This is a genomic window from Stenotrophomonas sp. 1L-E-5-B-C3 (genome assembly GCF_057292075.1).
On the sequence record NZ_JBXAWS010000006.1, the window covers coordinates 171,580 to 197,932 of the forward strand.

At 65.9% G+C, this 26,353-nt stretch carries 33 protein-coding genes and 3 tRNA genes; 16 read left to right on the top strand and 20 right to left on the bottom strand.

Features of this window, described 5'->3' with window-relative positions:
- Window positions 1–5 precede the first annotated feature (5 nt).
- Entirely contained in the window at window positions 6–767 is a 762-nt protein-coding gene (locus AC0Z6F_RS10150; protein WP_485617153.1) for an SDR family oxidoreductase, read from the bottom strand.
- Between the two features lie 132 nt (window positions 768–899).
- On the opposite strand from AC0Z6F_RS10150, the gene AC0Z6F_RS10155 reads away from it, so the two are divergent.
- On the top strand, window positions 900–1,739 hold the full coding sequence (locus AC0Z6F_RS10155; RefSeq protein WP_100435033.1) for a bifunctional transcriptional activator/DNA repair enzyme AdaA: 840 nt from the start codon (window positions 900–902) through the stop codon (window positions 1,737–1,739).
- Window positions 1,740–1,784: 45 nt separating this feature from the next.
- Here the strand turns inward: AC0Z6F_RS10155 and AC0Z6F_RS10160 are convergent, their stop codons facing one another.
- Window positions 1,785–2,810, bottom strand: coding sequence for an NADP-dependent oxidoreductase (locus tag AC0Z6F_RS10160; protein WP_485617152.1), 1,026 nt, complete (start codon window positions 2,808–2,810; stop codon window positions 1,785–1,787).
- 334 nt (window positions 2,811–3,144) lie between these two features.
- On the opposite strand from AC0Z6F_RS10160, the gene AC0Z6F_RS10165 reads away from it, so the two are divergent.
- The 7 genes from AC0Z6F_RS10165 to dxs all read left to right on the top strand — a co-directional run bounded on the left by AC0Z6F_RS10165 (window position 3,145) and on the right by dxs (window position 9,673).
- Window positions 3,145–3,220, top strand: a tRNA-Phe gene (locus tag AC0Z6F_RS10165).
- A gap of 73 nt (window positions 3,221–3,293) precedes the next feature.
- A tRNA-Phe gene (locus tag AC0Z6F_RS10170) sits at window positions 3,294–3,369 on the top strand.
- Between the two features lie 159 nt (window positions 3,370–3,528).
- Window positions 3,529–4,080, top strand: coding sequence for a lipocalin family protein (locus AC0Z6F_RS10175; protein WP_164159138.1), 552 nt, complete (start codon window positions 3,529–3,531; stop codon window positions 4,078–4,080).
- A 162-nt stretch (window positions 4,081–4,242) separates the two neighbouring features.
- Window positions 4,243–4,719, top strand: a complete 477-nt coding sequence (locus AC0Z6F_RS10180; protein ID WP_485617151.1) for an LEA/WHy family protein — start codon at window positions 4,243–4,245, stop codon at window positions 4,717–4,719.
- Between the two features lie 60 nt (window positions 4,720–4,779).
- Window positions 4,780–6,570: an acyl-CoA dehydrogenase C-terminal domain-containing protein gene (locus AC0Z6F_RS10185; RefSeq protein WP_012511679.1), complete on the top strand. Its 1,791-nt coding sequence runs from the start codon at window positions 4,780–4,782 to the stop codon at window positions 6,568–6,570.
- 424 nt (window positions 6,571–6,994) lie between these two features.
- Complete coding sequence (locus tag AC0Z6F_RS10190; protein WP_006380400.1) at window positions 6,995–7,660, top strand: HNH endonuclease; 666 nt, start codon at window positions 6,995–6,997, stop codon at window positions 7,658–7,660.
- Window positions 7,661–7,765: 105 nt separating this feature from the next.
- A complete protein-coding gene (dxs, locus tag AC0Z6F_RS10195) occupies window positions 7,766–9,673 on the top strand; it encodes a 1-deoxy-D-xylulose-5-phosphate synthase (RefSeq protein WP_041864673.1) in 1,908 nt (635 codons plus the stop codon).
- Window positions 9,674–9,744: 71 nt separating this feature from the next.
- On the opposite strand, the gene AC0Z6F_RS10200 is transcribed toward dxs, so the two are convergent.
- From AC0Z6F_RS10200 to AC0Z6F_RS10210, 3 genes are all read right to left on the bottom strand, one after another.
- A complete protein-coding gene (locus AC0Z6F_RS10200; protein ID WP_005417823.1) occupies window positions 9,745–9,948 on the bottom strand; it encodes a hypothetical protein in 204 nt (67 codons plus the stop codon).
- Window positions 9,949–10,114: 166 nt separating this feature from the next.
- Window positions 10,115–10,675 (bottom strand): DUF3011 domain-containing protein, encoded by a 561-nt coding sequence (locus AC0Z6F_RS10205; protein ID WP_006380460.1) that lies wholly within the window; start codon window positions 10,673–10,675, stop codon window positions 10,115–10,117.
- Window positions 10,676–10,808: 133 nt separating this feature from the next.
- Window positions 10,809–11,012, bottom strand: a complete 204-nt coding sequence (locus AC0Z6F_RS10210; protein ID WP_012511682.1) for a hypothetical protein — start codon at window positions 11,010–11,012, stop codon at window positions 10,809–10,811.
- Between the two features lie 396 nt (window positions 11,013–11,408).
- Here AC0Z6F_RS10210 and AC0Z6F_RS10215 point away from each other — a divergent pair, with 396 nt between their 5' ends.
- From AC0Z6F_RS10215 to AC0Z6F_RS10230, 4 genes are all read left to right on the top strand, one after another.
- Window positions 11,409–11,693, top strand: a complete 285-nt coding sequence (locus AC0Z6F_RS10215; RefSeq protein ID WP_485617150.1) for a hypothetical protein — start codon at window positions 11,409–11,411, stop codon at window positions 11,691–11,693.
- A 12-nt stretch (window positions 11,694–11,705) separates the two neighbouring features.
- The gene (locus AC0Z6F_RS10220; protein WP_032971752.1) at window positions 11,706–11,939 is read left to right on the top strand and encodes a DUF1653 domain-containing protein; all 234 of its coding nucleotides are present in this window, start codon (window positions 11,706–11,708) and stop codon (window positions 11,937–11,939) included.
- 86 nt (window positions 11,940–12,025) lie between these two features.
- Window positions 12,026–12,598, top strand: coding sequence for a TetR/AcrR family transcriptional regulator (locus tag AC0Z6F_RS10225; RefSeq protein WP_100435039.1), 573 nt, complete (start codon window positions 12,026–12,028; stop codon window positions 12,596–12,598).
- A 13-nt stretch (window positions 12,599–12,611) separates the two neighbouring features.
- Complete coding sequence (locus AC0Z6F_RS10230) at window positions 12,612–12,944, top strand: SMR family transporter (RefSeq protein WP_012511687.1); 333 nt, start codon at window positions 12,612–12,614, stop codon at window positions 12,942–12,944.
- A gap of 22 nt (window positions 12,945–12,966) precedes the next feature.
- On the opposite strand, the gene AC0Z6F_RS10235 is transcribed toward AC0Z6F_RS10230, so the two are convergent.
- The 5 genes from AC0Z6F_RS10235 to AC0Z6F_RS10255 form a co-directional block, all read right to left on the bottom strand.
- Window positions 12,967–13,140, bottom strand: coding sequence for a DUF1328 domain-containing protein (locus tag AC0Z6F_RS10235; protein ID WP_006380555.1), 174 nt, complete (start codon window positions 13,138–13,140; stop codon window positions 12,967–12,969).
- 94 nt (window positions 13,141–13,234) lie between these two features.
- Window positions 13,235–13,876, bottom strand: coding sequence for a LysE family translocator (locus AC0Z6F_RS10240; RefSeq protein ID WP_100435040.1), 642 nt, complete (start codon window positions 13,874–13,876; stop codon window positions 13,235–13,237).
- A gap of 98 nt (window positions 13,877–13,974) precedes the next feature.
- Window positions 13,975–14,583 carry an ATP-dependent Clp protease proteolytic subunit gene (locus tag AC0Z6F_RS10245; protein ID WP_100435041.1) on the bottom strand — a complete coding sequence of 203 codons (609 nt, stop codon included), beginning with the start codon at window positions 14,581–14,583 and terminating at the stop codon, window positions 13,975–13,977.
- Between the two features lie 37 nt (window positions 14,584–14,620).
- On the bottom strand, window positions 14,621–14,971 hold the full coding sequence (locus tag AC0Z6F_RS10250) for an SRPBCC family protein (protein ID WP_100469071.1): 351 nt from the start codon (window positions 14,969–14,971) through the stop codon (window positions 14,621–14,623).
- Entirely contained in the window at window positions 14,971–15,282 is a 312-nt protein-coding gene (locus AC0Z6F_RS10255) for an ArsR/SmtB family transcription factor (RefSeq protein WP_032128664.1), read from the bottom strand. Before AC0Z6F_RS10255 ends, AC0Z6F_RS10250 begins: the two co-directional genes overlap by 1 nt.
- 86 nt (window positions 15,283–15,368) lie before the next feature.
- On the opposite strand from AC0Z6F_RS10255, the gene AC0Z6F_RS10260 reads away from it, so the two are divergent.
- The gene (locus tag AC0Z6F_RS10260) at window positions 15,369–16,061 is read left to right on the top strand and encodes an aspartate/glutamate racemase family protein (RefSeq protein ID WP_006380560.1); all 693 of its coding nucleotides are present in this window, start codon (window positions 15,369–15,371) and stop codon (window positions 16,059–16,061) included.
- Between the two features lie 24 nt (window positions 16,062–16,085).
- Here AC0Z6F_RS10260 and AC0Z6F_RS10265 read toward each other — a convergent pair whose 3' ends face one another.
- Complete coding sequence (locus tag AC0Z6F_RS10265) at window positions 16,086–16,481, bottom strand: hypothetical protein (RefSeq protein ID WP_012511691.1); 396 nt, start codon at window positions 16,479–16,481, stop codon at window positions 16,086–16,088.
- A 241-nt stretch (window positions 16,482–16,722) separates the two neighbouring features.
- Between AC0Z6F_RS10265 and AC0Z6F_RS10270 the strand changes: the two genes are divergently transcribed.
- The 3 genes from AC0Z6F_RS10270 to AC0Z6F_RS10280 all read left to right on the top strand — a co-directional run bounded on the left by AC0Z6F_RS10270 (window position 16,723) and on the right by AC0Z6F_RS10280 (window position 18,111).
- Complete coding sequence (locus tag AC0Z6F_RS10270) at window positions 16,723–17,232, top strand: DUF3011 domain-containing protein (protein ID WP_485617149.1); 510 nt, start codon at window positions 16,723–16,725, stop codon at window positions 17,230–17,232.
- An 88-nt stretch (window positions 17,233–17,320) separates the two neighbouring features.
- Window positions 17,321–17,674 (top strand): DUF6713 family protein, encoded by a 354-nt coding sequence (locus AC0Z6F_RS10275; RefSeq protein WP_100435045.1) that lies wholly within the window; start codon window positions 17,321–17,323, stop codon window positions 17,672–17,674.
- Entirely contained in the window at window positions 17,671–18,111 is a 441-nt protein-coding gene (locus AC0Z6F_RS10280; protein ID WP_100469077.1) for a GNAT family N-acetyltransferase, read from the top strand. The genes AC0Z6F_RS10275 and AC0Z6F_RS10280 overlap by 4 nt, the downstream gene beginning before the upstream one ends.
- Window positions 18,112–18,175: 64 nt before the next feature.
- Here the strand turns inward: AC0Z6F_RS10280 and AC0Z6F_RS10285 are convergent.
- The 9 genes from AC0Z6F_RS10285 to thrS all read right to left on the bottom strand — a co-directional run bounded on the left by AC0Z6F_RS10285 (window position 18,176) and on the right by thrS (window position 25,984).
- Window positions 18,176–18,252 (bottom strand) — tRNA-Pro (locus AC0Z6F_RS10285).
- A gap of 68 nt (window positions 18,253–18,320) precedes the next feature.
- Window positions 18,321–18,677 (bottom strand): MerR family transcriptional regulator, encoded by a 357-nt coding sequence (locus tag AC0Z6F_RS10290; RefSeq protein ID WP_005410431.1) that lies wholly within the window; start codon window positions 18,675–18,677, stop codon window positions 18,321–18,323.
- Window positions 18,658–18,957: an integration host factor subunit alpha gene (locus AC0Z6F_RS10295; protein WP_005410432.1), complete on the bottom strand. Its 300-nt coding sequence runs from the start codon at window positions 18,955–18,957 to the stop codon at window positions 18,658–18,660. Before AC0Z6F_RS10295 ends, AC0Z6F_RS10290 begins: the two co-directional genes overlap by 20 nt.
- A 27-nt stretch (window positions 18,958–18,984) precedes the next feature.
- On the bottom strand, window positions 18,985–21,366 hold the full coding sequence (gene pheT, locus AC0Z6F_RS10300) for a phenylalanine--tRNA ligase subunit beta (protein WP_485617148.1): 2,382 nt from the start codon (window positions 21,364–21,366) through the stop codon (window positions 18,985–18,987).
- Between the two features lie 83 nt (window positions 21,367–21,449).
- Complete coding sequence (locus AC0Z6F_RS10305) at window positions 21,450–22,445, bottom strand: phenylalanine--tRNA ligase subunit alpha (protein WP_012511694.1); 996 nt, start codon at window positions 22,443–22,445, stop codon at window positions 21,450–21,452.
- 192 nt (window positions 22,446–22,637) lie between these two features.
- A complete protein-coding gene (gene rplT, locus AC0Z6F_RS10310; protein ID WP_006380762.1) occupies window positions 22,638–22,997 on the bottom strand; it encodes a 50S ribosomal protein L20 in 360 nt (119 codons plus the stop codon).
- An 11-nt stretch (window positions 22,998–23,008) separates the two neighbouring features.
- Window positions 23,009–23,206 carry a 50S ribosomal protein L35 gene (rpmI, locus tag AC0Z6F_RS10315; RefSeq protein ID WP_005410436.1) on the bottom strand — a complete coding sequence of 66 codons (198 nt, stop codon included), beginning with the start codon at window positions 23,204–23,206 and terminating at the stop codon, window positions 23,009–23,011.
- A 284-nt stretch (window positions 23,207–23,490) separates the two neighbouring features.
- Window positions 23,491–24,033 carry a translation initiation factor IF-3 gene (gene infC / locus AC0Z6F_RS10320; RefSeq protein WP_006380763.1) on the bottom strand — a complete coding sequence of 181 codons (543 nt, stop codon included), beginning with the start codon at window positions 24,031–24,033 and terminating at the stop codon, window positions 23,491–23,493.
- Between the two features lie 49 nt (window positions 24,034–24,082).
- Complete coding sequence (gene thrS / locus AC0Z6F_RS10325) at window positions 24,083–25,984, bottom strand: threonine--tRNA ligase (RefSeq protein WP_012511695.1); 1,902 nt, start codon at window positions 25,982–25,984, stop codon at window positions 24,083–24,085.
- Window positions 25,985–26,353: the final 369 nt, after the last annotated feature.

The window sequence follows — 26,353 nt, forward strand, 5'->3', positions numbered from 1 at the left end:
CGCGCTCAGGTACGGGTGATCGACACTCCACCCTCCACGCGCATCGCGCTGCCGGTGACGAAACTGCTTTCATCGCTGGCCAGGAACAGCGCCGCATTGGCGATTTCTTCCGGTTCGGCCAGGCGCTTGAGTGCGTGCAGCGAGCGCACGAAATCACGCGCATCGCCCGTAGGCGCCGCCTGCCGCCCCATCTCGGTATCGGTGCCACCGGGCAGCAGCACGTTGCTGCGCACGCCACGCGCCCCGTATTCGGCGGCGATCACCTGGCTCAGGCCGATCAGCCCGGCCTTGCTCGACGCATAGGCCGCCATGCCCGGGAAGCCCACGGTGTGGCCGACAAAGGTGCCGACAAACACCAGCGAGCCACCGCCGCGTGCCAGCAATGCCGGCAACTGCGCGCGTGCCGCATGGAAGGCGGCATCCAGATTGGTCGCCATCACTTCGCGCCAGGCGTTCACCGGGAACTCCGCGGCCGGCACACCGGGCCCGAGCATGCCGGCATTGTTGAGTGCGATGTCCAGACCACCGAAGGACTGCTGGGCCAGATCGACCAGCGCCTGCGCCGTGCCCGGATCAGCCACATCCGCCGCATGCACCACCACCTCGCCACCAGCGGCGCGGATCTGTTCGGCCAGTCCCTGCAGCGGCTCCGGCCGCCGTGCGTTGAGCACCAGCTTTGCTCCTTCGGCAGCGAAGCGCAGCGCGCTGGCGCGACCGATGCCGGCACTGGCACCGGTGATGAGAGCGATCTTGTTGTTCAGGCGCATGGTCGTGGTACCGGTTGTGAAGTGGCCGCCACGATGCCGTGCCTTCGGCCCGCCAACACTCCGTTTCCGGGCCTCACAGATGAGTGCAGGAAACGGAGTTTCCGCAGCACCGGCACGTGCCAGAATCCGGCCATGGACAGTACCGCCACCACCCTCGATGCCCGCGTCGAACGGGTCTGCCGCCACCTGCAGACCAGCCTCGACGAACCCTCGCTGCAGGAACTGGCGGACATCGCCGGCTGCAGCCCGACCCGTCTGCATCGCCTGTTCAAGCAGGCCACCGGATTGACCCCCAAGCAGTACGCCGCCGCGCTGCGCGCCGACCGCCTGCGCACCGGGCTGGAACAACAGGAACGCATCACCGACGCCTTCCACGATGCTGGCTTCGGTTCCAGTGGACGCTTCTACGAGAACGCACCGAAGTTGCTGGGCATGACGCCCAAGCAATGGCGCGCAGGGGGGCGCGGCGAAGTCATCCACTTCGCGCTTGCCGAAAGTTCACTGGGCAGCGTGCTGGTGGCCAGCAGCGGGACCGGCGTGGTCGCGATCCTGCTCGGCGACGATCCGGAGACGCTGCTGCAGTCATTGCAGCAACGCTTCCGCCAGGCCGAACTGGTCGGCGCCGACCAGGGCTACGAGCAACTAGTGGCACAGGTCGTAGGCCTGGTCGAGGATCCTTCGCGAGGCGCCACGCTGCCGCTGGATATCCGCGGCACCGCCTTCCAGCAACGGGTGTGGCAGGCGCTGCAGCAGATTCCGCGCGGGCAGACCGCGTCGTATGCGGATGTTGCCGCGCGCATCGGCGCGCCGCGCTCGAGCCGTGCGGTGGCACGCGCATGCGCAAGCAACCCGCTCGCGGTGGCAGTCCCCTGCCACCGCGTGGTCCGCCGCGATGGCGACCTGTCCGGCTACGCCTGGGGCGTGGCCCGCAAGCGTGAACTGCTGCGCCGGGAAAAGGCAGCCAACGGCTGATGCAACCGGGTAGCTGCCGACCTTGGTCGGCACACCGCCAAGTCCTCAATCCAGCTTCACCACCAGCTTGCCGAAGTTGCGCCCCTGTAACAGCCCGAAGAACGCCTCCGGTGCATTCTCCAGCCCTTCCACCACATCCTCGCGGTACTGGATGCGGCCGTCGCGCAGCCACTGCGGCATCTCGCGTTCGAAGTCCGGCCACAGGTGGTTGAAGTCGTGCACGATGAAACCACGCACGGTCAGGCGCTGGCGCAGGATCTGGCTGAACAGTGCGGGCAACCGGTCCGGGCCGGGCTGCTCGACGCCCCGCTCGTTGTAGGTGGCGATGGTGCCGCACACCGGAATGCGGGCGAAGTCGTTGAGCAGCGGCAGCACTGCATCCAGCACGTGTCCGCCCACGTTCTCGAAATACACGTCGATACCCCTGGGCACCGCCGCGCGCAGCTGCGCGGCGAAATCAGCGGCGCGATGATCCAGCGCCACGTCCACGCCCAGTGTCTGCAGATAGGCACGCTTGGCTTCGCCACCGGCGATGGCGACCACGCGCGCGCCCTGCAGCTTCGCCAGCTGCGCCACAGTCGCGCCGACCGGCCCGGTCGCGGCGGCCACCACCAGCGTCTCGCCCGGCTTCAGGCGGGCGATTTCATGCAGGCTGGAATAGGCGGTGAAACCGGGCATGCCATACACGCCCAGCGCCGTACTCAACGGCAGGCCGGCCGGATCCAGCCGACGCCCCAGCGCCTTGGCCGGCATCACCGCGTGGGTCTGCCAGCCACCGGGCGCCAGCACCAGCTCACCTGTGGCTACGCCCTCGGCATTGGACTGCAGCACCTCGGCCACGGTCTGCCCTTCCATCACCGCGCCCACCGCCACCGGCGCGGCATACGAGGGGCCCTCGTCCATGCGTCCACGCATGTACGGGTCCAGCGACAGGTAGCGGTTGCGCAGCAGCACATCGCCATCGGCCAATGACGGCAACGCAACCTGTTCCAGGCGGAAGTTGGCTGCACTTGGCGCCCCCTGCGGACGCGACGCAAGCACGATGCGGGAGGTGGTCGAGGGATCGGACATGACCAGGTCTCTGCTGTTGCCAGCATCAGGAAAGGAGTGCCGACACTACGCCGCAGCCATCCCCGATGGCGGCCACGAAAACAGCGTTCCATCGCCCGGACCGGCGCGGGTCCGGCGCAGCCCTTGCCCTTGCAGCTTTGGCGATCGCGGCGATCTGCTGATTTCCACCGCAGACGATGATCGACTGGCCACGCCCCGCCCCAGAACGGAGGATCAAGCACTTGCGAGCACGCAGACGGCAATGTGAAGAAATCTTGGCAAAACGCTTGCCGAAGGCAGCCGACCTCCGTAATATACGCGTCCTTGGCAGCGACCTCGCTGCAACGAAACATGTGGCCGAGTAGCTCAGTTGGTAGAGCAGGGGATTGAAAATCCCCGTGTCGGCGGTTCGATTCCGTCTTCGGCCACCACTTTCGAAGGCCTGCAGAAATGCGGGTCTTTTTTTTCCGGAAACCGGATTTGATCACGGTTGCCGCACAATTTGGCCGAGTAGCTCAGTTGGTAGAGCAGGGGATTGAAAATCCCCGTGTCGGCGGTTCGATTCCGTCTTCGGCCACCATCTTCAGAGACCTGCAGAAATGCAGGTCTTTTTTTGTCTGCGATCTGCCATCCACGCAAGGCCTGGATCCATGCCAGGCCAGCGCCGCCTGGTTGACGAAACGTTTACACCACCGCGCGCCGTGCCACCTACGCTCCAGACTCCTGCTTGGAGCCGCCCATGCATCTTCGCCCCGCCCTGCTCGCCTGCCTGCTGCTGGCCGCCTCCCCGGTGATCGCCGCCGAACCGGTACGCGCAGTCGACACGCTGGACATCGATCGCTACGCAGGCCAGTGGCACGAGATCGCGCATCTTCCGGTGTCGTTCCAGAAGCAGTGCGTTGGCGAAATCACCGCCAACTACGGGCTGCGCCGCGATGGCCGCATCAGTGTCACCAATGCCTGCCGCAACGGCGACGGAGAACGCGTGGTTGCTGAAGGCGTGGCACGCCCGGTTGCCGGCCATCCCGGCCAACTGCAGGTGCGCTTCGTGCCGGACTGGCTGAGCTGGGTGCCACTGGTCTGGGCGGACTACTGGGTCCTGGCACTGGACCCGGACTATCAGTGGGCGTTGGTCGGTGAGCCGGACCGTAAGTACCTGTGGATCCTCTCGCGCCTGCCGGAAATGGATCGCGCCCGGTTCGAACAGTTGAAAGAGAAAGCCGAGACGATGGGCTACGACCTCGGCCCACTGCGCCTGATGGCTCCGATTCGCGACACGCCCGCCGACTGAACCGCGCCGCATCCGGCGCACCACGCGCGCGCCATCCGGCGCCGCGCACGCCCGGCCGCCATCTTCACGCGCTACCCTCTGCGACGGGTCGCCACAGGCGATCCAAACGACCATACGCCGTAGTATGCTTATCCAACGCACCCCTCCAGAGGACCTGCGCCCATGCTCCACCGTTTCCGTATCGCCTTGATCGTCCTGTGCACCCTCGCCCTTGTTGCCTGCAACAACGGCATCGTCAAGCGTGTTTCGGAACCGGCGGCCAGCCTGCAGCAACTGACCGTGCGCGCCGACGGCAACTGGACCGTAGCCCTGCGCCTGCAGAACTACAGCTCGATGCCGATGACCTTCGATGATGTCTCCCTGGCCCTGACCGTCGGCGACACCGAAGCCGGCACCCTGCAGGCCAAGCCCGGCATCTCCATCGGCGGCACCTCGGCCGACGTCATCAATGTCGACCTCGTGCCCAGCTCGGCCGCACGCCTGGTGGTGGCCGACGCACTGGCCGGCAATCGCACCCTCGCTTATGGCCTGAAGGGTTCGGTGGCGGCCACGCCGCAGGAAAAGAAGCAGCGCAGCTTCGACATCATCAGCCGCAGCACCCTCAACCAGGCCCCGGGCCTGCCCGGCGTGCTGCGCTGACTCCACTTTCCGCCGCGGCGCCTGCCGCCGCTCCCCCTGTCCCTGATCGAGACGTACCTGATGAGCAGCTACACCGCCCCGCTTTCCGACCTCCGTTTCGGCCTGCACGACGTGCTCAAGGTCGAACCCCTGTTCGCCCGCCTGGGCTTCACCGACGCCACCGCCGACGTGGTCGATGCCGTGCTGGAAGAAGCCGGCCGTTTCAGCGCCACCGTGCTGGCACCGCTCAACAGCGTCGGCGATGAGATCGGCTGCGTGCTCGACCAGGCCAGCGGCGAAGTGACCACCCCGCCCGGCTTCAAGCAGGCCTATGACCAGTTCGTGGACGGCGGCTGGACCGGCCTGACCGCCGCACCGGAGCTGGGCGGCCAGGGCCTGCCGCACACTCTGGGCGTGCCGCTCAACGAAATGATCAATGCCGCCAACCTCGCCTGGGGCAACTTCCCGCTGCTCTCGCACGGCGCCATCGAAGCCCTGAAGCAGCACGGCGAAGCGTGGCAGCACGAGGCCTTCCTGAAGCCACTGATCGAGGGCCGCTGGACCGGCACCATGTGCCTGACCGAACCGCATTGCGGCACCGACCTGGGCCTGCTCAAGACCAAGGCCGAGCCGAATGCCGACGGCAGCTATTCGATCACCGGCACCAAGATCTTCATCACCGCCGGCGAGCACGACCTGACCGGCAACATCGTGCACCTGGTGCTGGCCAAGCTGCCTGACGCGCCCCCGGGTGCGAAGGGCATCTCGCTGTTCGTCACCCCGAAATTCAAGGTCGACCGCGATGGCAATGTCGGCGAGCGCAACGCGCTGCGCTGCGGCTCGATCGAGCACAAGATGGGCATCAAGGGTTCGGTCACCTGCGTGATGAACTTCGATGGTGCGCAGGGCTACCTGGTCGGCCAGCCGCACAAGGGCCTGCAGGCCATGTTCACCATGATGAACACTGCGCGCCTGGGCGTCGGCCTGCAGGGTATCGGCCTGTCCGAGCGCGCCTACCAGAACGCGCTGAAATACAGCCGCGAGCGCCTGCAGTCGCGTTCGCTCAGCGGCGCCAAATTCCCGGACAAGCCGGCCGACCCGATCCTGGTGCACCCGGACGTGCGCCGCATGCTGCTGACGATCAAGTCGCTGGTCGAAGGCAGCCGTCTGCTGGCACTGCACGCGGCCACCCTGATCGACGTCGCCCACCACGCCGACGATGCCGCCGAGCGTGAGCGCGCCGACACCCTGGTGAGCTTCCTGACCCCGATCTCCAAGGCCTGCCAGACCGAATGGGGTATCGAGAACACCTACAACGCCCTGCAGTGCTTCGGCGGCCACGGCTACATCCGCGAACACGGCATGGAGCAGTTGGCCCGCGATGCGCGCATCACCACGCTGTATGAAGGCACCACCGGCATCCAGGCGCTGGACCTGATCGGCCGCAAGACCGCCTCCAGTCAGGGCGCCGGCCTGAAGCTGATGCTGGCCGAGATCGAGGCGTTCGCCAAGGCCAACGAGGGCAACGAAGCGCTGGCCGAGTTCATCGGCCCGCTGCGCGCCAAGGCCGCCGAATGGGGCAAGCTGACCATGGATGTGCTGCAGCGCTCGGCCGCCAATCCGGACGAACTCGGCGCGGCCAGCTACGACTACCTGTTCTATTCGGGTTACGTGGTGCTGGCCTACTGGTGGGCCCGCAGCGTGGCCGCCGCCGATGCCAGCGCGCATGGCGCCGCCTTCGCCCAGGGCAAGCGCGAGACCGCACGGTTCTACTTCGCCCGCGTGTTGCCGCGCACGCTCAGCCACGCCGCCGCGATCCAGGCCGGCGCCGCCCCGCTGATGGCGATGGACGACGAGCGCTTCGGCGCCTGAGCCGGGCGGCGCCCGGCACCCGCGGTAGTGCCGGCCGCTGGCCGGCCACCGCAACAGCAACGGCAAGAGCTGGCTTCCTGCGGGGTGGCGAGGTGGGTCCAATTGCGGGGGGCGCTGCAAGTACGTCCATGTAAGCTCGGTCGCCGCATCCATGCGGCTCACGCCCCCGCAACCGGACCCACCCCGCCCTCGACAGATTTCTGCTGCTGGTGGGTGTCGACCTTGGTCGACACGGTAGATCCACGCCACGCGTGGATGGAAACCACCGAAATCCATCTGGAGAAAAGCCCCCCCTTTGTTAAGGGGGGGCGCACCGACAGGTGCGGGGGATAGGAGGAATGCGCGGACCTGAATCTTGCGATTTGGGTATCGCCCTCCAGGCGATACCCAAATCGCAATGATTCAGGTATAAGCTGTTCTCCCGATGGAGACAGACACTACACGCTTGGGTCTGATCGAAGCCGGAGCCCCGATTTCTGCTCCGGGCGCCGAAGCATCGCCCAACGCCACGACGCTGCATCGCCCCGGTTCGGTCCGGCTGCTCTCGCTTGATGCCCACGGACGCGTACTGGACTGGATCACCTGGCAGGATGCCGCCTGCCTCTACGCCCGCGAAGCGGTGGCCTGGACACTCGGCGACCCCTGCCTGCACATCCACGGCGGCATCAACCGCTTCAGCGGCCTGCAGAGCGGGATGGACCTGCACCCCATCATCGCCGCGCGTGGCCATGCCCGCTCCCGCGCGATCGATCCCACACCGAACCTGACCAACCCGGCCCTGTTCGCCCGCGACGCCCACCTGTGCATGTATTGCGGCCAGCAGTTCGGCCGCCCCACGCTCACCCGCGACCACGTCATGCCGCTGTCCAAGGGCGGCCTGGACTGCTGGGAAAACGTGGTCACCGCCTGCTTCCACTGCAACTCGCGCAAGAGCGACCGCACGCCCCAGCAGGCCGGCATGCCACTGCTGGCGGTGCCCTACCGGCCCAGCTGGATCGAGCACCTGATCCTGTCCAACCGCAACATCCTGGCCGACCAGATGGCCTTCCTGAAGGCGCAATTGCCCAAGCGGTCAAAACTGAGCACCTGAATCGCCGAAAATGCAACCCTCACCGTCCTGTCACGGACGGCGGCGTTTGCTTGCCCCACCCCCGTTTGAGGGCGAAAATGGGCGTTCAGAACAAGTGCGAACATGATGATCGACTCTGCCCGCTATCCCCGCCTCGCGCGCATCCAGACACCGGATGACCTGCGCACGTTCGACGAATCCGAATTGACGGCGGTCGCCGATGAACTGCGCGCCTACCTGATCGAATCGGTGGGCAAGAGCGGCGGCCACTTCGCCGCCGGCCTGGGCGTGATCGAACTCACCGTGGCCCTGCACTACCTGTACCAGACCCCGGTCGATCAGCTGGTCTGGGACGTCGGTCACCAGACCTATCCGCACAAGATCCTGACCGGTCGCCGCGACGAGATCCATACCGTCAAGCAGAAGGACGGCGTCGCGCCGTTCCCGAAGCGCGAGGAAAGCGAATACGACACCTTCGGCGTTGGCCACTCTTCGACCTCGATCTCGGCCGCGCTCGGCATGGCCATCGCCCGCCAGTCCGAAGGCGACGACCGCAAGGTCGTGGCGGTGATCGGTGACGGCGCGATGACCGCCGGCATGGCGTTCGAGGCGCTGATGCACGCCGGTGGCATGGAGCCCGAGCCGAACCTGCTGGTGATCCTCAACGACAACAACATGTCGATCTCCGAAGCGGTTGGCGGCCTGACCAAGATGCTGGGCCGCGCCACCGGCAGCCGCACGCTCAACGCACTGCGCGAAGGCGGCAAGAAGATCCTGGGCGACAAGAAGAACAATCCCGCGCGCTTCGTGAAGCGCTGGGAAGAACACTGGAAGGGCATGTTCGTGCCGTCCACGATGTTCGAGGAAATGGGCTTCCACTACACCGGCCCGATCGACGGCCATGACCTGCCGGCGCTGCTGTCCGCGCTGAAGACGCTGCGCGCCTCCAAGGGCCCGAAGCTGCTGCACGTGATGACCACCAAGGGCAAGGGCTACGAGCCGGCCGAAGGCGACCAGATCGGTTACCACGCGGTGGGCCCGTTCGATCCGGACAAGGGGCTGGTAGCCAAGGCCGGTGCCAAGAAGCCGACCTACACCGATGTATTCAGCGACTGGCTGTGCGATGCCGCCGCCGTCGAGCCGCACCTGTACGGCATCACCCCGGCGATGCGCGAAGGCTCCGGCCTGGTGCGTTTCAGCAAGGAATACCCGCAGCGCTATTTCGACGTGGCGATCGCCGAGCAGCACGCGGTTACCCTCGCCGCCGGCATGGCTACCCAGGGTGGCAAGCCGGTGGTGGCGATCTATTCCACCTTCCTGCAGCGCGCGTACGACCAGCTGGTGCACGACGTGGCGATCCAGGACCTGGACGTGCTGTTTGCGATCGATCGCGCCGGCGTGGTCGGCCCGGACGGCGCAACCCACGCCGGCAACCTCGACCTGAGCTTCCTGCGCTGCGTGCCGAACCTGGTGGTGATGGCACCGTCCAATGAAGCCGAGTGCCGGCAGATGCTCAGCACCGGCCTGCAGCACCCGGGCCCGGCCGCCGTGCGCTACCCGCGTGGTACCGGCACCGGCGTGGCCGCCGGCAGCGACCTGTCCACGCTGCCGATCGGCAAGGGCGAGCTGCGCCTGCAGGGCAGCCGTATTGCCCTGCTGGCCTTCGGCAGCACCGTCGCCGCGGCCGAACAGGTCGGCCGCGAACTGGGCCTGAGCGTGGTCAACATGCGCTTCATCAAGCCGCTTGACCGCGAGCTGGTGCTGGCTGTCGCCGCCCAGCACGAGGGCCTGGTGACGATCGAAGACAACGTGGTGGCCGGTGGTGCCGGTTCCGGTGTCGGCGAGCTGCTCAATGCCGAGGGCGTGCTGCGCCCGATCCTGCACCTGGGCCTGCCCGACAGCTACCAGCACCACGCCAGCCGCGAGGACCTGCTGGCTGAAGCCGGTATTGATGCCGCCGGCATCCGCGCGGCAGTGCTCAAGCGCTGGCCGCAACTGGCAACCGGCACCCCGCCGCTGAGCGCGGCCGGCTGAGGCCGGTCAGCACCACCCAGTGGATCCACGCCATGCGTGGATGGCGGAACCCCGAAAACGCGCCCCGGCCGTCAGCCGTAGCTGACCGCCTCCACGAAGGCACCACTGGCCTCCACGCGCACCGCCGCACGCTGCCCGGTATCGACAAAGTGCAGGCGTGCGAGGGTTTCGGCGAAATCGTAGGCACGGGCGCCATCGCGGAACTCGATCGGCTCCGGCCTGTCCGGGTGCAGCACGCGCCATTGGCGCTGTTCGCATTGCAGGCGGATCAACATGCGGCTCACTCCTTGAGGCAGCGTATCGACGTTGGCGTACGACCGAGCCGATACCGGCACGGACTGTCGTTGCAGATCAGGGACACCCGAGGGCGCCCTGATCGCAGAAGATACGTTGTTCAAAATGTGAGCTGTATCAGATTATTCTGATTTTCGAGGGGGACGCTCAGTTCACCTGGAACTGCGCCCGGCAGCCGTTGCTGACCCAGATGCCGCGACGGTCCCAACCCCAGGTCTGGCCTTCGATGCAGGCGCTGCGCGAATCCTGGCGGACCATGCGCACGCCACGGCGGATGCGGGCTTCGCAGTACTCCTGGCGGTGGCCGTTGGAATGACAGGTGACGACCTCGCCACCACCCCAACCGTTGCCGTTGCCATTACCCCAACCGCCCCCATTGCCCCAGCCACCACCGCGGCGGTATTCACCGACAAACTCGGCACGGCAGCCCTGGGTGACCCAGACCCCGTAGCGCGACTGCCCCCAGGTCTCACCCTCGACACACGGCGAACCCGACAACTGGCGGATCATCCGCGCCCGGCCTTCCAGGCGGCACTCATTGCTGCGGTTCTTGATCGACTCGCAGCGCACGATGCCGCTGCCTTCGCGACCGCCATAGCGATCATCGTCATAACCGTAGCCATAGCTCTGTGCCTGTGCGCCACCGGCGGCTGCCAGCATCGGCAACAGGGTGCAGGCCAGGGTGCGCCAGGGGAGTGCCTTGCCCATCGATATCTCCAGATGAATACGATGGCGCAAGCATCAGTGATTCCCGACGCGGCGCACAGGGGGCGTGCAACGACGGTTCTTTCCCCATTCAAACAACCCAACCGTGGCTGACCGCGCCACCGTCGGCAGCGCGTCACCCGACGATGAGCGCGTCCACGGCATTTCCGAGCGCCTCGACCCGTACCCGGCTGGGCTGGCCGGTACGACGGTGGTGCTCCAGCGCCAGTGCGGCGGCGGCGTCGAACGCGTCGGCACCGCGCGCATAGCGGGCGGCATCATCCGCGTGCGGGTCCAGCACGGACCAGTGCTGGGTGTTGCATCGGACAGTAAAGACCATGGAAGCCTCCTGTGGGTTCGAAGATTCGTCGGCGGGTTCCGCCGCCAGTACCCCGTCAGGCTAGCCAGCGCCTCAGGAGAGGCCTATCAGATTTGTACGAAAACGCCTCGTCATTCGGTCGGCCACCCCCTGCCCTCACATCGCTGAGTCCGTTTACCGAATTCATTTCGTGATCCTTGTCACGGAGTCAGCACGGCTTCACACTACTGTCACCAACAGGGGCCCCTTCCACATGCGCACCTTCTTTTTCCAGCAGCGTTCAACGCTTCTGAAGTTCTACTTCGTGGCTTGCTATCTGGTGCTGATCGAGGAACTGATCCGCGCCGTCGTGTAGAGAGCGCTTGCTGAAGGGTTATTTGCGACAGACACTGTCGCTTTAGGCACGGAGCCGGCCCGATGAAAGCGTTTCTCCTGATTCCCCTCCTGATGCTCCTGACCGCCTGCGCGAGCCAGGACAAGGTAGCTGCGCGCGCTGACGCGGCAGCGGCTGCGCCGGCCACACCGATGGTCGGCGGTGACCGCGACGCCCACGGCTGCATCGGCTCGGCCGGCTACCAGTGGTGCGAACACAGCCAGCGCTGCGAGCGTCCGTGGGAACTGGCACAAGCCCAGGGCCTTGCCAATACCGCCGAGGCCATTGATGCGTACTGCGCGAAGCCGGCCAGCCCGGCACGAAAGTGAGGCGCGCACACCATGGCTGAGCTGAGCCCGCTACCCACCCTGGGCCCGGGTCGCTACCGCCACTTCAAGGGCGGCGAGTACGAAGTGCTCGATATCGTCCGCAGCAGCGAGACGCTGGAGCCACTGGTGCTGTATCGCGCGCTCTATGGCGAAGGTGGCCTGTGGGTGCGCCCGTACGCCATGTTCGTCGAACAGGTACCGGGCGAACACGGACCGCAGCCGCGTTTTGCCCGCATCGACGCATGACGGTTCCGCTGCCGGCCCTGGCCGGCAGCGCGGTACCGCCACGGGCCTGCGTTACAATCGTACCGTCCAGTCGGTTTCTTCCCGCCATGTCCGCATCCCCCTCCCGTTCGCGCCGCAAGGCGCCCGACAGCGTGCGCCAGTCATTGCTGCAGGCAACCATTGAAGTGATCGGCCGTCATGGCCTGGCCGCGCTGACCGTGCAGGACGTCGCGCAGGCCGCCGGTGTCAGCAAGGGTGCGCTGTTCCATCATTTCAGCAGCAAGCAGGCACTGGTGGATGAAGCCATCGGCGCACTTATTGGCGAATTCGAAGCACGCGTGCGCGCCCTGCTGCTGCAGAACGCACCTGGCCATGGCTGCTTCAGCCGTGCCTATGTGCAGGCCAACTTCGAGCACTTGCTGCAGCAGGAAGAAGACAACGACATCGGCCTGACCCTCGGCAATCTGATGGAACCGGCCCTACTGGCGCACTGGCGCACCTGGAAGCGCGCGATGCTGGCCGAATTCCCCGACGAAGCCAACGACGCACGGTTGTATGCCGCGCGCTGTGCCGCCGACGGCTACTGGGCCACCGCCTATGGCCGGCCGCTGGATGAAGAGGAGCGCCTCAACGCCCTGGCCATGGCCGAGCAGGCCCTGAAGCTGTGCGACCCGTTGTGAGCCGGAGCCTGTAATGAACCCCTACGCCTATCTCGCCGCTGCGATCGTGCTGGAAGTGATCGCCACCTCGCTGCTGAAGGCGTCCGATGGCATGAGCCGTCTGGCACCGACACTGGGCGCATTGGTCGGTTACGGCCTGTGCTTCTACCTGCTGTCAGTGACGATGAAGTCGATCCCGACCGGCATCGCCTATGCGATCTGGTCCGGTGTCGGCATCGTGCTGATCTCGCTGATCGGGCTGGTAGTCTTCAAGCAGCGCCTGGATGCACCGGCGCTGATCGGCATCGGGCTGATCTGTGCCGGCGTGCTGGTGATCAACCTTTTCTCGCACAGCAGCGCACACTGAGCACACTGCTGCGCGGTCAACGCTAGCTGACCTTCTTCGCTACGGTCATGCCGAGCAGGAACAGCACCACGGCGATGATGATGCCGGCCCAGAACAGGAACTTGGCGATGCCGACCGCGGCGCCAGCAATGCCGCCGAAGCCGAGCACGCCCGCAATGACGCCGATGATGGCGAAGATGATGGCCCACTTGATCATGTCAAACCTTTCCCCGTGGGGACTGCGTACTGGATGATCAGGCTAGGGCGTAGCCGATGCGGCAGTCGTGAACAGGCCGCGTGCGCGGCGTGAATCAGCGCGGGCGGAAACGCAGCAGGGCCACCGCGAAGGCCAGGAACACGCTGCCCACCAGCCGCTCGAACCAGCGCCGCGCGAAAGGTTTGGCCAACCAACGGCGCAGGCCATGGCCACCGGCGGCATACATCACGTACCAGAACAACTCGCAGGCAGCGAAGGTGGCAACCAGCACGCTGTACTGCAGCGCCTGGCCACGCGACGGGTCGACGAACTGCGGCAGGAACGCCGCAGCGAACAGCAGCAGCTTGGGATTGCTCAGGCCCACCAGAAGGCCACCACGGAACACCTTCCACGCGCCCAGCGACGCCGCAATCGGCAGCGCGGCATCGACCGTCACCGGTGGTGCCGGCCGGCAACTGTCACGCCATGCCTTCAGGCCCAGCCAGGCCAGATAGGCCACGCCAAGATAGCGCAGCACCTCAAACAGCATCGGCGAGGAATGCAGCAGCGCACTCAGGCCTGCTGCGGAGGCCGCCAGCACCAGCAGCATCGCCAGCAGGCAGCCAGCCATCGCCGGCACGCTGCCGCGAAAGCCGAGCCCGACGCTGCGACCGAGGATATGCAGCATGTTCGGCCCCGGCGTACCACACAGAACGAACACCGTGGCGAGGAACCACCACCAGGTATGCAGGGCCATATCGGACATCCACTTCAGAAGATCCCACCAGCATAGAGTGCGCCGGCCTGGCGCGGCACACACAGCGCAGCATGGATGCGGTGGTTACAGAGGCAGGCTCAGGCCGCGAGCGCGTCGCGCCGTAACAGTACCTGGTCGATCAAGCCCCATTCGCATGCCTGCTCGGCACTCATGAAACGATCGCGGTCCAGGGTCTGCTCGACCTCCCCGACACTGCGTCCGCAATGCTGCGCATACAGCCGGGTGATGCGCTGCTTGGTGCGCTGCATTTCCTCGGCGTGGATGAAGATGTCCGACGCCTGGCCCTGCACCCCGCCCAGCGGCTGGTGCACATGCAGGCTGGCATTGGCCAACGCCGCGCGGTGACCGGGCTCGCCGGCCATCAGCAGGAACGAACCCATCGACCGCGCGGTGCCCATGCACAGCGTATGCACCGGGGCCGCGATGTATTGCATGGTGTCGTACATCGCCAGGCCGCTGGAGATCACCCCACCCGGCGAGTTGATGTACAGATGGATCGGCTTCTCCGGGTTTTCCGATTCCAGGAACAGCAGCTGCGCGCAGACCAGCGCCGACACAGTGTCATCGACTTCGCCGTTGAGAAAGATGATGCGCTCACGCAGGAGCCGCGAGTAGATGTCATAGGAGCGCTCACCGCGCTCGCTGCGTTCCACCACCATCGGTATCAGCTGCATTCTGTCCCGCATGTGCCTGCTCCCTGTTGCGTTTGATCCAGGCGCCGCCTCAGGCCGCGCGCATCATGGTGCGATGATCGTCGTTGGCGGCCAACGGCAGCAACGCGCGCAGGTCGGTGAGCCGATGCACGATGGTCAGCACCGTCCCCCCACCGTCATCCGCGCGCAGCTGGAAACACACCAGGCTGTGCAGATGCGGAGGCTGCGCATCGCGCAGGCGAAACCCCAGCTCCCGCCCCTCCTCGCACAGGCAGGGCTGCGGATCGGCAAGATCGGCCGCCGGCAACCAGCGCTCACGAAGTGCCGGATCGAACAGTGCACGCCAGACCCGTTCCGGTGGCGCTGGCAGCCACTGCTCCATCACCAACGCGGGAGCCGCTTCGTGCAGAACATCGTCCATCAGTCCATCTCCTTCAGCAGATCCTGCAAGGCATCCATCCGCGCGGGCCAGTAGGCCCGGTAGCGCTGCAGCCAGTTGCCGATGTGCGCCAGCCCGCGCGGATCGACCTGGTAGTGGACAAAGCGGCCTTGGCGCTGTTCGCTCACCAGCCCGGCATCGCGCAGCACCGCCAGGTGCTGGGACATCGCAGACTGGCTGATCGCCATGCCCTCGCGCAGCGCGCTGGCATGCTGCCCGCCCTCGGCCAGCTTTTCGAAGATGTGGCGGCGGGTGGGGTCGGCCAGCGCTTTGAAGAGGGCGTTCTCGATCATGACAAACACATTAGCAGCCACTAATGTGTAGTGCAACTCCCGCATCGGCTGTGCTGCAATGACGGCTCCCCGGCATGGAGCTGTGCATGAAGACCCTTGGCCTGATCGGCGGCATGAGCTGGGAAAGCTCGGCGCAGTATTACCGGCTCATCAACGAGGACGTGCGGCAGCGCCTCGGTGGCGCACATTCGGCGCAGCTGCTGCTGTGGTCGGTGGACTTCGCCGACATCAAGCAGCTGCAGCATGAAGGCGACTGGAATGCGCTGGGCGACCATATGGCCGACGCTGCACGGCGCCTGCAGGCCGGTGGCGCCGATCTGCTGTTGATCTGCACCAACACCATGCACAAGCTGGCCGACCGCATCGAGGCGGTCTGCCCACTGCCGCTGCTGCATATCGCCGACCCCACCGCTCAGGCCATCGTGCAGTCGGGCATGCGCAGGGTGGGCCTGCTCGGCACCGCCTTCACCATGGAACAGGACTTCTACCGCGGCCGGCTGCAGGATCGCTTCGGCCTGGAGGTACTGGTCCCAGATGCCGATGATCGTCGCAGCGTGCACGACATCATCTACCAGGAACTGATCGCCGGCGTGGTCAGTGATCGCTCGCGACAGGTCTATGTCGACGTGATCGCACGCCTGGTCGAACGCGGTGCCGAAGCGATCATCCTCGGCTGCACCGAGATCATGCTGCTGGTGCGCGACGAGGACAGCGCAGTGCCGCTGTTCGACACCACCACCCTGCATGCGCGGGCCGCGGTGGACGCGGCACTGGCCTGATCCTGCCTGCGATGCAGCGCGGAATCAGTCCGCGCCCTGCACTTCCAGCGCGGTGATCAGCCACTCGACCACCGCCTGTGAATCGCACAGGAAGAAGATGGCATCGCCGGAGCGCGCCTCGGTAAGCAGGCGATAGACCGTGATCGCCACCGCTGACTGGTTGGCGATGAACACTTCCGGGCTGCGCGGCCCCTCGCTGTGGCCGGCAACCGCGTGCAGCGCCTTGCGTGCGGCCACGGTGGCAGCCGGGTCCGCGCTGCGGGTCAGTTCCGGCCCGCGCAGGCCCCAGGCAATGAACACATGCTTGCCCTTGAACGTGGTGTCCAGGACTCGCACCTCGGCGCCACCTGCGTCGGCCGAGCGATGAATGACGGTACTGCTGATCAACGCAACCCCCTGTGGTCGTCGTGGTCCGCGCATCGTCCTCCACGCGCCGGCCGCATGCCAGTGACAACAGCCACAGGCTGTGCCGACCGGCGTGGGAGACATGTAAGAGGGTGTAAACCGATGCGATCGGATGTGCAGCGATGATACGGGATGTAAGCCCCTGCATGGGCTCGTGCGCACTACTAAATCCCCACTGAGCCATCGCCGGAACGATCCGTTCCGGCAGCCCCGGGCTGGGCCATTCTTGCCGCCCGTTCCCCACCCGAGACTCCCCATGACCCATCGCCTGCTGCTGCCGATCGCCGGTACCGCCCTTGCCCTGTTGTTGGCCGCTACTGCCGTGGCCGCCCAGGACTACGACGCCGATCACATTCCCGTGCTGCGCTGCGAATCCCAGTTCAACAAGACCCAGCAGTGCCCGATCGAGGGCCGCATGCGCCTGGCAAAGCAGCTCTCGGTCACCCGCTGCGTCGAGGACAGGAATTGGGGCCAGAGCCGTCGCATGCTGTGGGTGACCGACGGCTGCCGCGCCGAGTTCGTCGCCGACGGCTACGGGCGCGGACGCTGGCCCGGGCGCGGCCGGGACCGCGACGATGACGGCGAACGCCTGGTCTGCGAGTCCTATGAAAAGAAGGAAAAGGAATGCCGCATCCGTGTTCGTCGCGACGTGCGCCTGGTCAAACAGAAGTCGGTGACGACCTGCATCGAGGATCGCAACTGGGGCTGGGACCGCCGCGGCGTGTGGGTCAGCGACGGTTGCCGTGCCGAGTTCCGGGTGTATTGACTGCCGAGCACGCGCTGGCTGCGGCGAGTAGGCATGCGTGCGGGACAGAGCCGATAGACTATGGCCTGTACATGGCAGGGAGCGCGACATGGAACGGTGGTATCTGGCGACGCTGTTGGCGTTGATCCTGCATCAGATCGACGCTGCGTTCTGGCAGGAATGGGCCATGTTCCATGTGCCCGGCGGCATCCAGGGCTTCCTGCTGTTCAACCTGCTTGCGATCGGCTTCGTGCTTTGGGGTTATCGCCAGACCCTGCTGGGCACATCGTCGGCGCGCGGCCATGCGCTGGTTTGTGGCGCACTCGGTATTGGCACGGCGCTGATCCATCTGGCGTTTGCCCTGTTCGGTCGCGATGAATTCCACCTGCCGCTGTCGATCGCCGTCCTGCTCGCCTGCTTTGTGTCGGGCGGCGGCTTGTTGCTGCAGCTGCGCCCGCGATGAGCCGGACTTCCCACTCCGCACACCTGCGTGACGGCAGCATCCAGGACGCCGATGCCTTGATTGCGCTCGACAGCGTGGCCGCCATCGATCCAGGCCGGGCCCTGCAGATCGGCGATTGGCTGGCACGCGGCGGCGTGCAGGTTGCCGAGCAGAACGGCAAGGTCGTCGGCTACCTGGTCATCCATCACCACTTCTTCGGCGAAGCCTTCGTCGAAATGCTGATGGTGGCGCACGCACAGCGCGGCCAGGGCATCGGTACCGCACTGCTGCGCCAGGCCATCGCACTACACGGCCGGCGCAAACTGTTCACCTCGACCAATGCCTCAAACATCGGCATGCAGCGCCTACTCGCTGCGTCGGGCTTCATCGACAGCGGCATCGTGCACGGATTGGACGAAGGCGACGCGGAGCTGATCTACCGCTTCGCGGGTGCATGATCGGCTCTGCCGCACGCACAAAAAAGCCCACGCATTGCTGCGCAGGCTTCTTGATTCATCACAGTGGTCGGGACGGCCGGATTCGAACCGACGACCCTCTGCCCCCCAGGCAGATGCGCTACCAGGCTGCGCTACGCCCCGACTGATGCTGCGATGTGCCCGCCAGTGCAGCGGGCCGTGAAGTATAGCGGATTACGATGGAAATGGGGTCAGCGGCGCAGCAACTGCAGCACTTCTTCCAGCTCCATGCGCACCTGCTTGATGATCTGGTTGCTCAGCGCCGATTCCTCGCGGGCATCGGGGCCATCCAGACGCAGGCGTGCACCACCGATGGTGTAGCCCTGTTCGTACAGCAGGCTGCGGATCTGCCGCACCATCAGCACGTCGTGGCGCTGGTAGTAGCGGCGGTTGCCTCGGCGCTTGGCCGGCTCAAGGCTGGGAAACTCGGTTTCCCAGTAGCGCAGGACGTGCGGCTTGACGTCGCACAGCTCGCTGACCTCACCGATGGTGAAGTAGCGCTTGGCCGGGATCGGCGGTAGTTCGCGGTTACTGCCCGGATCCAGCATAAGCTTCCACCCTCTCCTTGAGCTTCTGGCCCGGACGGAAGGTGACCACCGTACGGGCGGAAATCGGAATTTCCTCGCCGGTCTTGGGGTTGCGACCCGGGCGCTGGTTCTTGCGCCGCAGATCGAAATTGCCGAAGCCCGACAGCTTCACCTGACGTCCCTGTTCCAATGCTTCACGCAGCACATCGAAAAACGCGTCGACGAATTCCTTGGCTTCCCGCTTGTTCAGACCGACTTCGTCGAACAGCTTTTCCGCCATCTCCGCCTTGGTCAATGCCATTGCCTGCTACCCCCGAGTGCTGCCCGCTCAGCCGCGGATCCGGGCGTGGTGTTCACGCTCGATGGCAGTGACCGCCTCGGCCACTACCGCATCCACGTCGCGGTCCGTCAGAGTGCGCGACTTGTCCTGCAAAATCAAGCCCATAGCGAGACTCTTGAATCCCGGCTCGACGCCCTGCCCGACATAGCGGTCGAACAGGTTCAGGTCGCGCAGCAGTGGACCGGCAGCCTGGCGGACAGTCGCCGCCAGCTCGGCCCAGGCCACCTGCTCAGGCACCAGGAACGCCAGGTCGCGGCGCACTGCGGGGAAGCGCGACAGCTCGCCGGCACGCGGCAGGCGGCGGGCGGACAGCGGCTCCAGGTCCAGTTCAAAGGCATAGACGTCGGCTTCGATGTCCATCGCCTTGGCCAGGCGCGGGTGGATCTGGCCGATCCAGCCGATCGCCACGCCGTCGCGGAACACCTCGGCCGAACGCGCCGGGTGACCGTAGGCACGGTCCGAGGGGCGGAACTCCAGGACCGCGCCACTGGCGGCGGCCAGCGATTCCAGGTCGCCCTTCAGGTCATGGAAATCGACCTTGCGGGTCGGCAGGCCCCACTGCACCGCCTGCGCTTCACCGCAGACCGCAGCGGCCACGCGCGGGGTTTCCAGCGGTGCCGGCTGGCCATCACCAACCTGCTGGGCGAACACGCGGCCGATCTCGAACAGGCGCACGCGACCCAGCTGGCGGGCAGCGTTGCGACCGAGCGTGGCGACCAGGCCCGGCAGCAGCGACGGGCGCATCACCGCCAGTTCGGCCGACAGCGGGTTGGCCAGCGGCACCAGGTTGTCGCGCAGCTGCCACTGGGTCAGCAGCGCATCGTCGACGAAGGCGAAGTTGACGGTTTCCTGCTGATCACGGGCGACCAACTGGCGACGCACGCTCAGCGCGTCCAGCTGAGTCTCGCTCGGCATCGCCACGCGCGAGGCACCGCCCGGCAGCGTGGTCGGAATCTGCTCGTAGCCGTGGATGCGGGCCAACTCTTCGATCAGGTCTTCTTCGATGGCGATGTCGAAGCGGCGGCTCGGCGCCGTGACCTGCCAGCCGTCGGCGGTGGCAACCACGTCCATGCCCAGCGCGCGCAGGATGCGCTCGACCTCAGCGTCTTCGATGGTGATGCCGAGCACGCGGGTGATGCGGGCGCGACGCAGCATGATCGTCGCCGGCTTCGGCAGGTCGTCGGCGCGCACGGCCTCGGTGACCGGCGCCGGGGTACCGCCGGCCAGGTCCAGCACCAGGCGGGTGGCGTACTCGATGGCGGTACGCGGCAGTGCCGGGTCGACACCACGCTCGAAGCGGTGGCCGGCATCGGTGTGCAGGCCCAGCTTGCGGCCACGGCCCATGATCGCGGCCGGCGCGAAGTGCGCGGCCTCCAGGAACACGGCGGTGGTGGTATCGGTGACTCGGGTGTCGAAGCCGCCCATCAGGCCGGCCAGACCGACCGCACGATCGGCGTCGGTGATCACCAGGAAGCTGTCGTCCAGCGCAGCATCGCGGCCGTCCAGCAGCTTCAGGCTCTCGCCGGCGCGCGAACGGCGCACGGCGATGCTGCCCTGCAGAGTACCGAGGTCATAGGCGTGCATCGGCTGGCCCAGCTCCAGCATCACGTACTGGGTGATGTCGACCAGCAGCGAGACCGGGCGCACACCACTGCGGCGCAGGCGCTCGGCCATCCACAGCGGCGTCCTGGCGGCGGCGTTGACGCCTTCGATGACACGACCGAGGTAGCGCGGCGCCTCGGCGCCGGCATCGAGCTGGATGGCCAGCTCACGGCTGCCGACCGCGGGAATCGCCTCGGCGGTGAAATCCAGCACGTCGCTGCGGGTGGCCGCGGCGACGTCGTAGGCGATACCGCGCAGGCTGAAGCAGTCGGCGCGGTTCGGGGTCAGCTTGATCTCGATGCTGGCGTCCGGCAGGCTCAGGTACTCGACCAGGGTCTGGCCGACCGGCGCGTCGTCCGGCAGTTCCAGCAAGCCGGAGGCATCGTTGTCCAGGCCCAGCTCCTTGGCCGAGCACAGCATGCCGTTGGACTCCACGCCGCGCAGCTTGGCCGGCTTGATCTTCAGCTCACCGATCTGCGCACCGACCATCGCCAGCGGCGCGACCAGGCCCGGGCGTGCGTTAGGCGCACCGCAGACGATCTGCAGCAGTTCGCCCTGCCCGGCATCGACCCTGCACACCTGCAGGCGGTCGGCTTCCGGGTGGCGCACCGCTTCGACGATGCGTGCCACAACCACGTGATCAAGGCCTTCGCCCAGCGCGGTCACTTCTTCCACTTCCAGGCCGATGGCCGTCAGCACCGCGCTCAGTTCTTCGCGCGATGCAGTGGTCGGGACGTGGCTGCGCAGCCAGTTTTCGGAGAATTTCATGGTGTCACCCTGGTGGGCCCGGCGCATGCGCCTGGGCCTGCGTTGTTGAGTCCGCCGGGCATGGCCCGGCGCTACCTGGTGGTTTACGCGAACTGTTTCAGGAAGCGCACGTCGTTCTCGAAGAACGCGCGCAGGTCGTTGACGCCATAGCGCAGCATCGCGAAGCGCTCCACGCCCATGCCGAAGGCAAAGCCGGTGTAGCGCTCCGGATCGATGCCGACGTTGCGCAGCACGTTCGGATGGACCATGCCGCAGCCGAGCACTTCCAGCCAGCGGGTGCTGCCATCGGGCTGCTGCCAGGCGATGTCCACTTCCGCGCCGGGTTCAACGAACGGGAAGTAGCTGGGGCGGAAACGCATTTCGAAATCGCGCTCGAAGAACGCGCGCACGAACTCGGCCAGCGTGCCCTTCAGGTCGGCGAAGGTCGAATGCTCATCGACCAGCAGGCCTTCCACCTGGTGGAACATCGGCGAATGGGTCTGGTCGCTGTCGCTGCGGTACACCTTGCCGGCGGCAATCATGCGCAGCGGCGGCGCGTGGTCGCCCATGTAGCGCACCTGCACACCGGAGGTGTGCGTGCGCAGCAGACGGCCGTCGCCGAAGTAGAAGGTGTCGTGCATGGCGCGCGCCGGGTGGTGCGGCGGGAAGTTCAGCGCCTCGAAGTTGTGCCAGTCATCCTCGATCTCCGGCCCTTCCGACAGCTCGTAGCCCAGCCGGCCGAAGATGCCGGTGATGCGCTCAAGGGTGCGGGTGATCGGATGCAGGCCAGCGCGCTCGGCGCTGCGGCCCGGCAGGGTGATGTCGATCGATTCGGCGGCCAGGCGCGCGTCCAGTGCGGCATCTTCCAATACCGCCTTACGCTCGCCCAGCGCGTGACTCAGCGCGTCGCGGGCCTGGTTGATGGCTTCACCGGCAGCCTTGCGCTCGTCAGCCGGCAACGCGCCGAGCTGCTTGAGCTGCGAAGTGATGCTGCCGCTCTTGCCAAGCAGGGCCACGCGCAGCTGTTCCAGCACGTCGGGGCTCTGTGCGGCGGCCACATCGGCCAGCGCCTGGGTGGTGAGGGATTGGATGTCGCTCATGGGGGGCCGGAACTCCAGTCGATCTGCCATCGCGATACGCGAAGGGCCGACCCCTGTCGCCACCGCCGTCCCCGCGCTGCCGCTGTGGCCACGCCGGGACCCAAAAAAGAATGGGGAAGGACTTGCGCCCTTCCCCATGCATTGCCTTGACCTGACACCGTTCCGAGGAACGGTTACGGCATCGGGAAGGACTTATGCCGCCAGCGCGCCCTTGGCCTTTTCGGCCAGTGCGGTAAAGCCGGCTGCGTCGTGCACGGCGATGTCAGCCAGGACCTTGCGATCCAGGGTGATGCCGGCCTTCAGCAGACCGTTCATGAAGCGGCTGTAGCTCAGACCATTGATGCGGGCAGCCGCATTGATGCGGGTGATCCACAGCGAACGGAAGTTGCGCTTCTTCTGCTTACGGCCGATGTAGGCGTACTGCTGTGCCTTGATGACCGCCTGCTTGGCAACGCGGAAGACCTTGCGACGGGCGTTGTAATAGCCCTTGGCGAGATCCAGAATTTTCTTGTGGCGGCGACGCGCCTGTACGCCACGCTTAACTCGTGCCATTTTTCAGTTCCTCAGAGGTAAGGGAGCATGCGGTCCAGACGGCCGGCGTCTTCTGCACGGACATGGCCCGTCTGACGCAGATTACGCTTACGCTTGGTCGCTTTCTTCGTGAGGATGTGGCTACGGTTGGCGTGGCCGCACTTGTACTTGCCCGAGGCGGTCTTGCGGAAACGCTTGGCCGCTGCCCGGTTGGTCTTGATCTTGGGCATTGCAATGTCCTTGATGGGATATGACCCTGGTTTCTGACTGATCTGGCGGCGGCCTGGGCCGCTCTTTCCATCCTGCCATGATCGGCGTACGACCCGTCCTGGGTGGGTCGAGCCGGGCATGATACAGGCAAATCGGGACCATCACCAGCCCCTGCTGCCCTTTTCACGCCCGTCTTCACATCGCCGGCGGCCGTGCCGCCCGCACAAAGGCAAAAGGACGCCAGCGGCGTCCTTTCACCTTTCCATTCAGCCGCCAGGCGCCCCGGAAGGCAGCCCGTCAGGCCTCAGGTCTTCTTCTTCGGCGCGATCATCATCACCATCTGACGCCCTTCCAGGCGCGGACGGGATTCAATGACGATGTCCTCGCCCAGATCGGTCTCGATCCGGTTGGCCATTTCGCGACCCAGTTCCTGGTGGCTCATTTCACGGCCACGGAAACGGATGTTGACCTTGATCTTGTCGCCTTCTTCAAGGAAACCGCGCATCTTGCGCAGCTTGATCTGGTAGTCGCCCTCGTCCGTGACCGGACGGAACTTCACTTCCTTGATCTCGACCTGCTTGGTCTTCTTCTTGGCCTCGCTGGCCTTCTTCTGCGCTTCGAACTTGAACTTGCCGAAGTCCATGATCTTGCAGACCGGCGGGTCGGCCTGCGGCTGGATCTCGACCAGGTCCAGGCCTTCATCTTCGGCCATGGACAACGCTTCGTCACGCGTCAACACGCCGATCATTTCTCCGTCGCTGCCGATCACGCGGACGCGCGGCACACGGATTTCCTGATTCTTGCGGTTCTGTTTGTTGTCAGGGGTACTGATATTGCGATCTCCCAAGGGTGTCGAACCCGGCCCGGGCGCCAATGCGCACGGGCCGGACCTTTGCTTACGCGCCCTCGGCCTGGAGCCGCTCGATGAAGGCCTGGAGGCTCATGCTGCCGAGATCTTCGCCAGAACGCGTACGCACCGCCACAGCGCCGTTTTCCTTCTCGCGGTCACCAATGACCAGCAGGTACGGCACGCGCTGCAGCGTGTGCTCGCGAATCTTATAGCCGATCTTCTCGTTACGCAAATCCGCGCTGACGCGGAAGCCTTGATCCGCAAGGGTTTTGGTCACGTCCGAGACGTATTCAGCCTGGGCGTCGGTGATATTGGCCACCACCACCTGGGTCGGAGCCAGCCAGGCCGGGAACTGGCCGGCATGGTGCTCGATCAGGATGCCCAGGAAGCGCTCCATCGAGCCGACGATGGCCCGGTGCAGCATGACCGGGTGCTTCTTCTGGCTGTTCTCGTCCACGTACTCGGCGCCGAGGCGGCCGGGCATCATGAAGTCGACCTGCATCGTGCCCAGCTGCCAGGTACGGCCGATGGCGTCCTTCAGGTGGTACTCGATCTTCGGGCCATAGAAAGCGCCCTCGCCCGGCAGCTCCTGCCACTCCACGCCGTTGCTGGACAGGGCCGAGCGCAGCGCGCCCTCGGCCTTGTCCCAGGTTGCGTCATCGCCCAGGCGCGATTCCGGGCGCAGCGCGATCTTGACCTGGATCTCATCGAAGCCGAAGTGCTGGTAAACCGCCAGCGCCTGCTGGTGGAACGCGGTCACTTCCGCCTCGACCTGGTTCTCGGTGCAGAACACGTGGCCGTCGTCCTGGGTGAAGCCACGCACGCGCAGGATGCCGTGCAGCGCGCCGGACGGCTCGTTGCGGTGGCAGGCACCGAACTCACCGTAACGGATCGGCAGATCGCGGTAGCTGTGCAGGCCCTGATTGAACACCTGCACGTGGCCGGGGCAGTTCATCGGCTTGAGCGCATAGGTACGCTTCTCCGATTCGGTGAAGAACATCGCGTCCTGGTAGTTGTCCCAGTGACCGGATTTCTGCCACAGGCTCACGTCCAGGATCTGCGGGCAGCGCACTTCGCCGTAGCCGGTCTTGCGGTAGACCTTGCGCATGTACTGCTCGACCACCTGCCACAGCGCCCAGCCCTTCGGGTGCCAGAACACCAGGCCCGGTGCCTCTTCCTGCAGGTGGAACAGGTCCTGCTGCTTGCCGATGCGGCGGTGATCGCGCATTTCCGCTTCTTCGATGCGCTTGATGTACGCCTCGAGCTGCTTCTTGTCGGCCCAGGCAGTGCCGTAGATGCGCTGCAGCTGTTCGTTCTGCGCGTCACCACGCCAGTAGGCACCAGAGATGCGGGTCAGCTTGAAGGCCTTCAGGAAGCGCGTGTTCGGCACGTGCGGGCCACGGCACATGTCCACGTACTCCTGGTGGTAGTACATGCCCATGGCCTGGATGTCGTCGGACATGTCCTCGATCAGGCGCAGCTTGTAGTCCTCGCCACGGGCCTTGAAGATCTCGATCACTTCGGCGCGCGGCGTCACCTTCTTGATGACGTCGTAGTCCTGGGCGATCAGCTCGCCCATGCGCTTCTCGATCGCCGCCATGTCTTCCGGGGTGAACGGGCGCTCGGAGTAGATGTCGTAGTAGAAGCCCTCGGCAATCACCGGGCCGATCACCATCTTCACGTCCGGGTACAGCTGCTTGACCGCATGGCCAACCAGATGGGCGCTGGAGTGGCGGATGATCTCCACGCCCTCCTCGTCCTTGGCAGTGATGATGCGCAGGCTGGCATCGTGGTCGATGACGTCGCTGGCATCGACCAGCACGCCATCGACCGAACCGGCGATGGTGGCCTTAGCCAGGCCGGCACCGATCGACTGGGCAACGTCCATGACGCTGACGGGGTTTTCGAATTCGCGGCGGCTGCCGTCGGGAAGAGTAATGTTGATCATCGCAGTGGCTTCGTGCGGGGCCCGCGCGGGCGGGCTGGAAAGCGGTTCCGGGCCAGCGCCCGGGCAATAAAAAAGCGCCGCGAGGGCGCCGGGAACTCGGGCCTTCGGGGGCAGGTCAACAGTGGGCGGTGGTAGTGCTCATGTCGCACGCTCGGCCGGCGCTGGGCGCGGGCCACCTTGTTCCAGTGAGGATTCAACAATGATCTTAAACCAGCGCACGGGAAAGCCCAAGGGCTACCGTACGGCCCGCTGAATGGGCTTCGCTGGCGGCGTCAAATTGCAATGATTACCATGTCGGCGCAGGTCGCCCCGTGCCAGCCTGCCCGCTTTCCCCCAGGACCCCGTGATGCGCCACCCGCTCCGACCGGC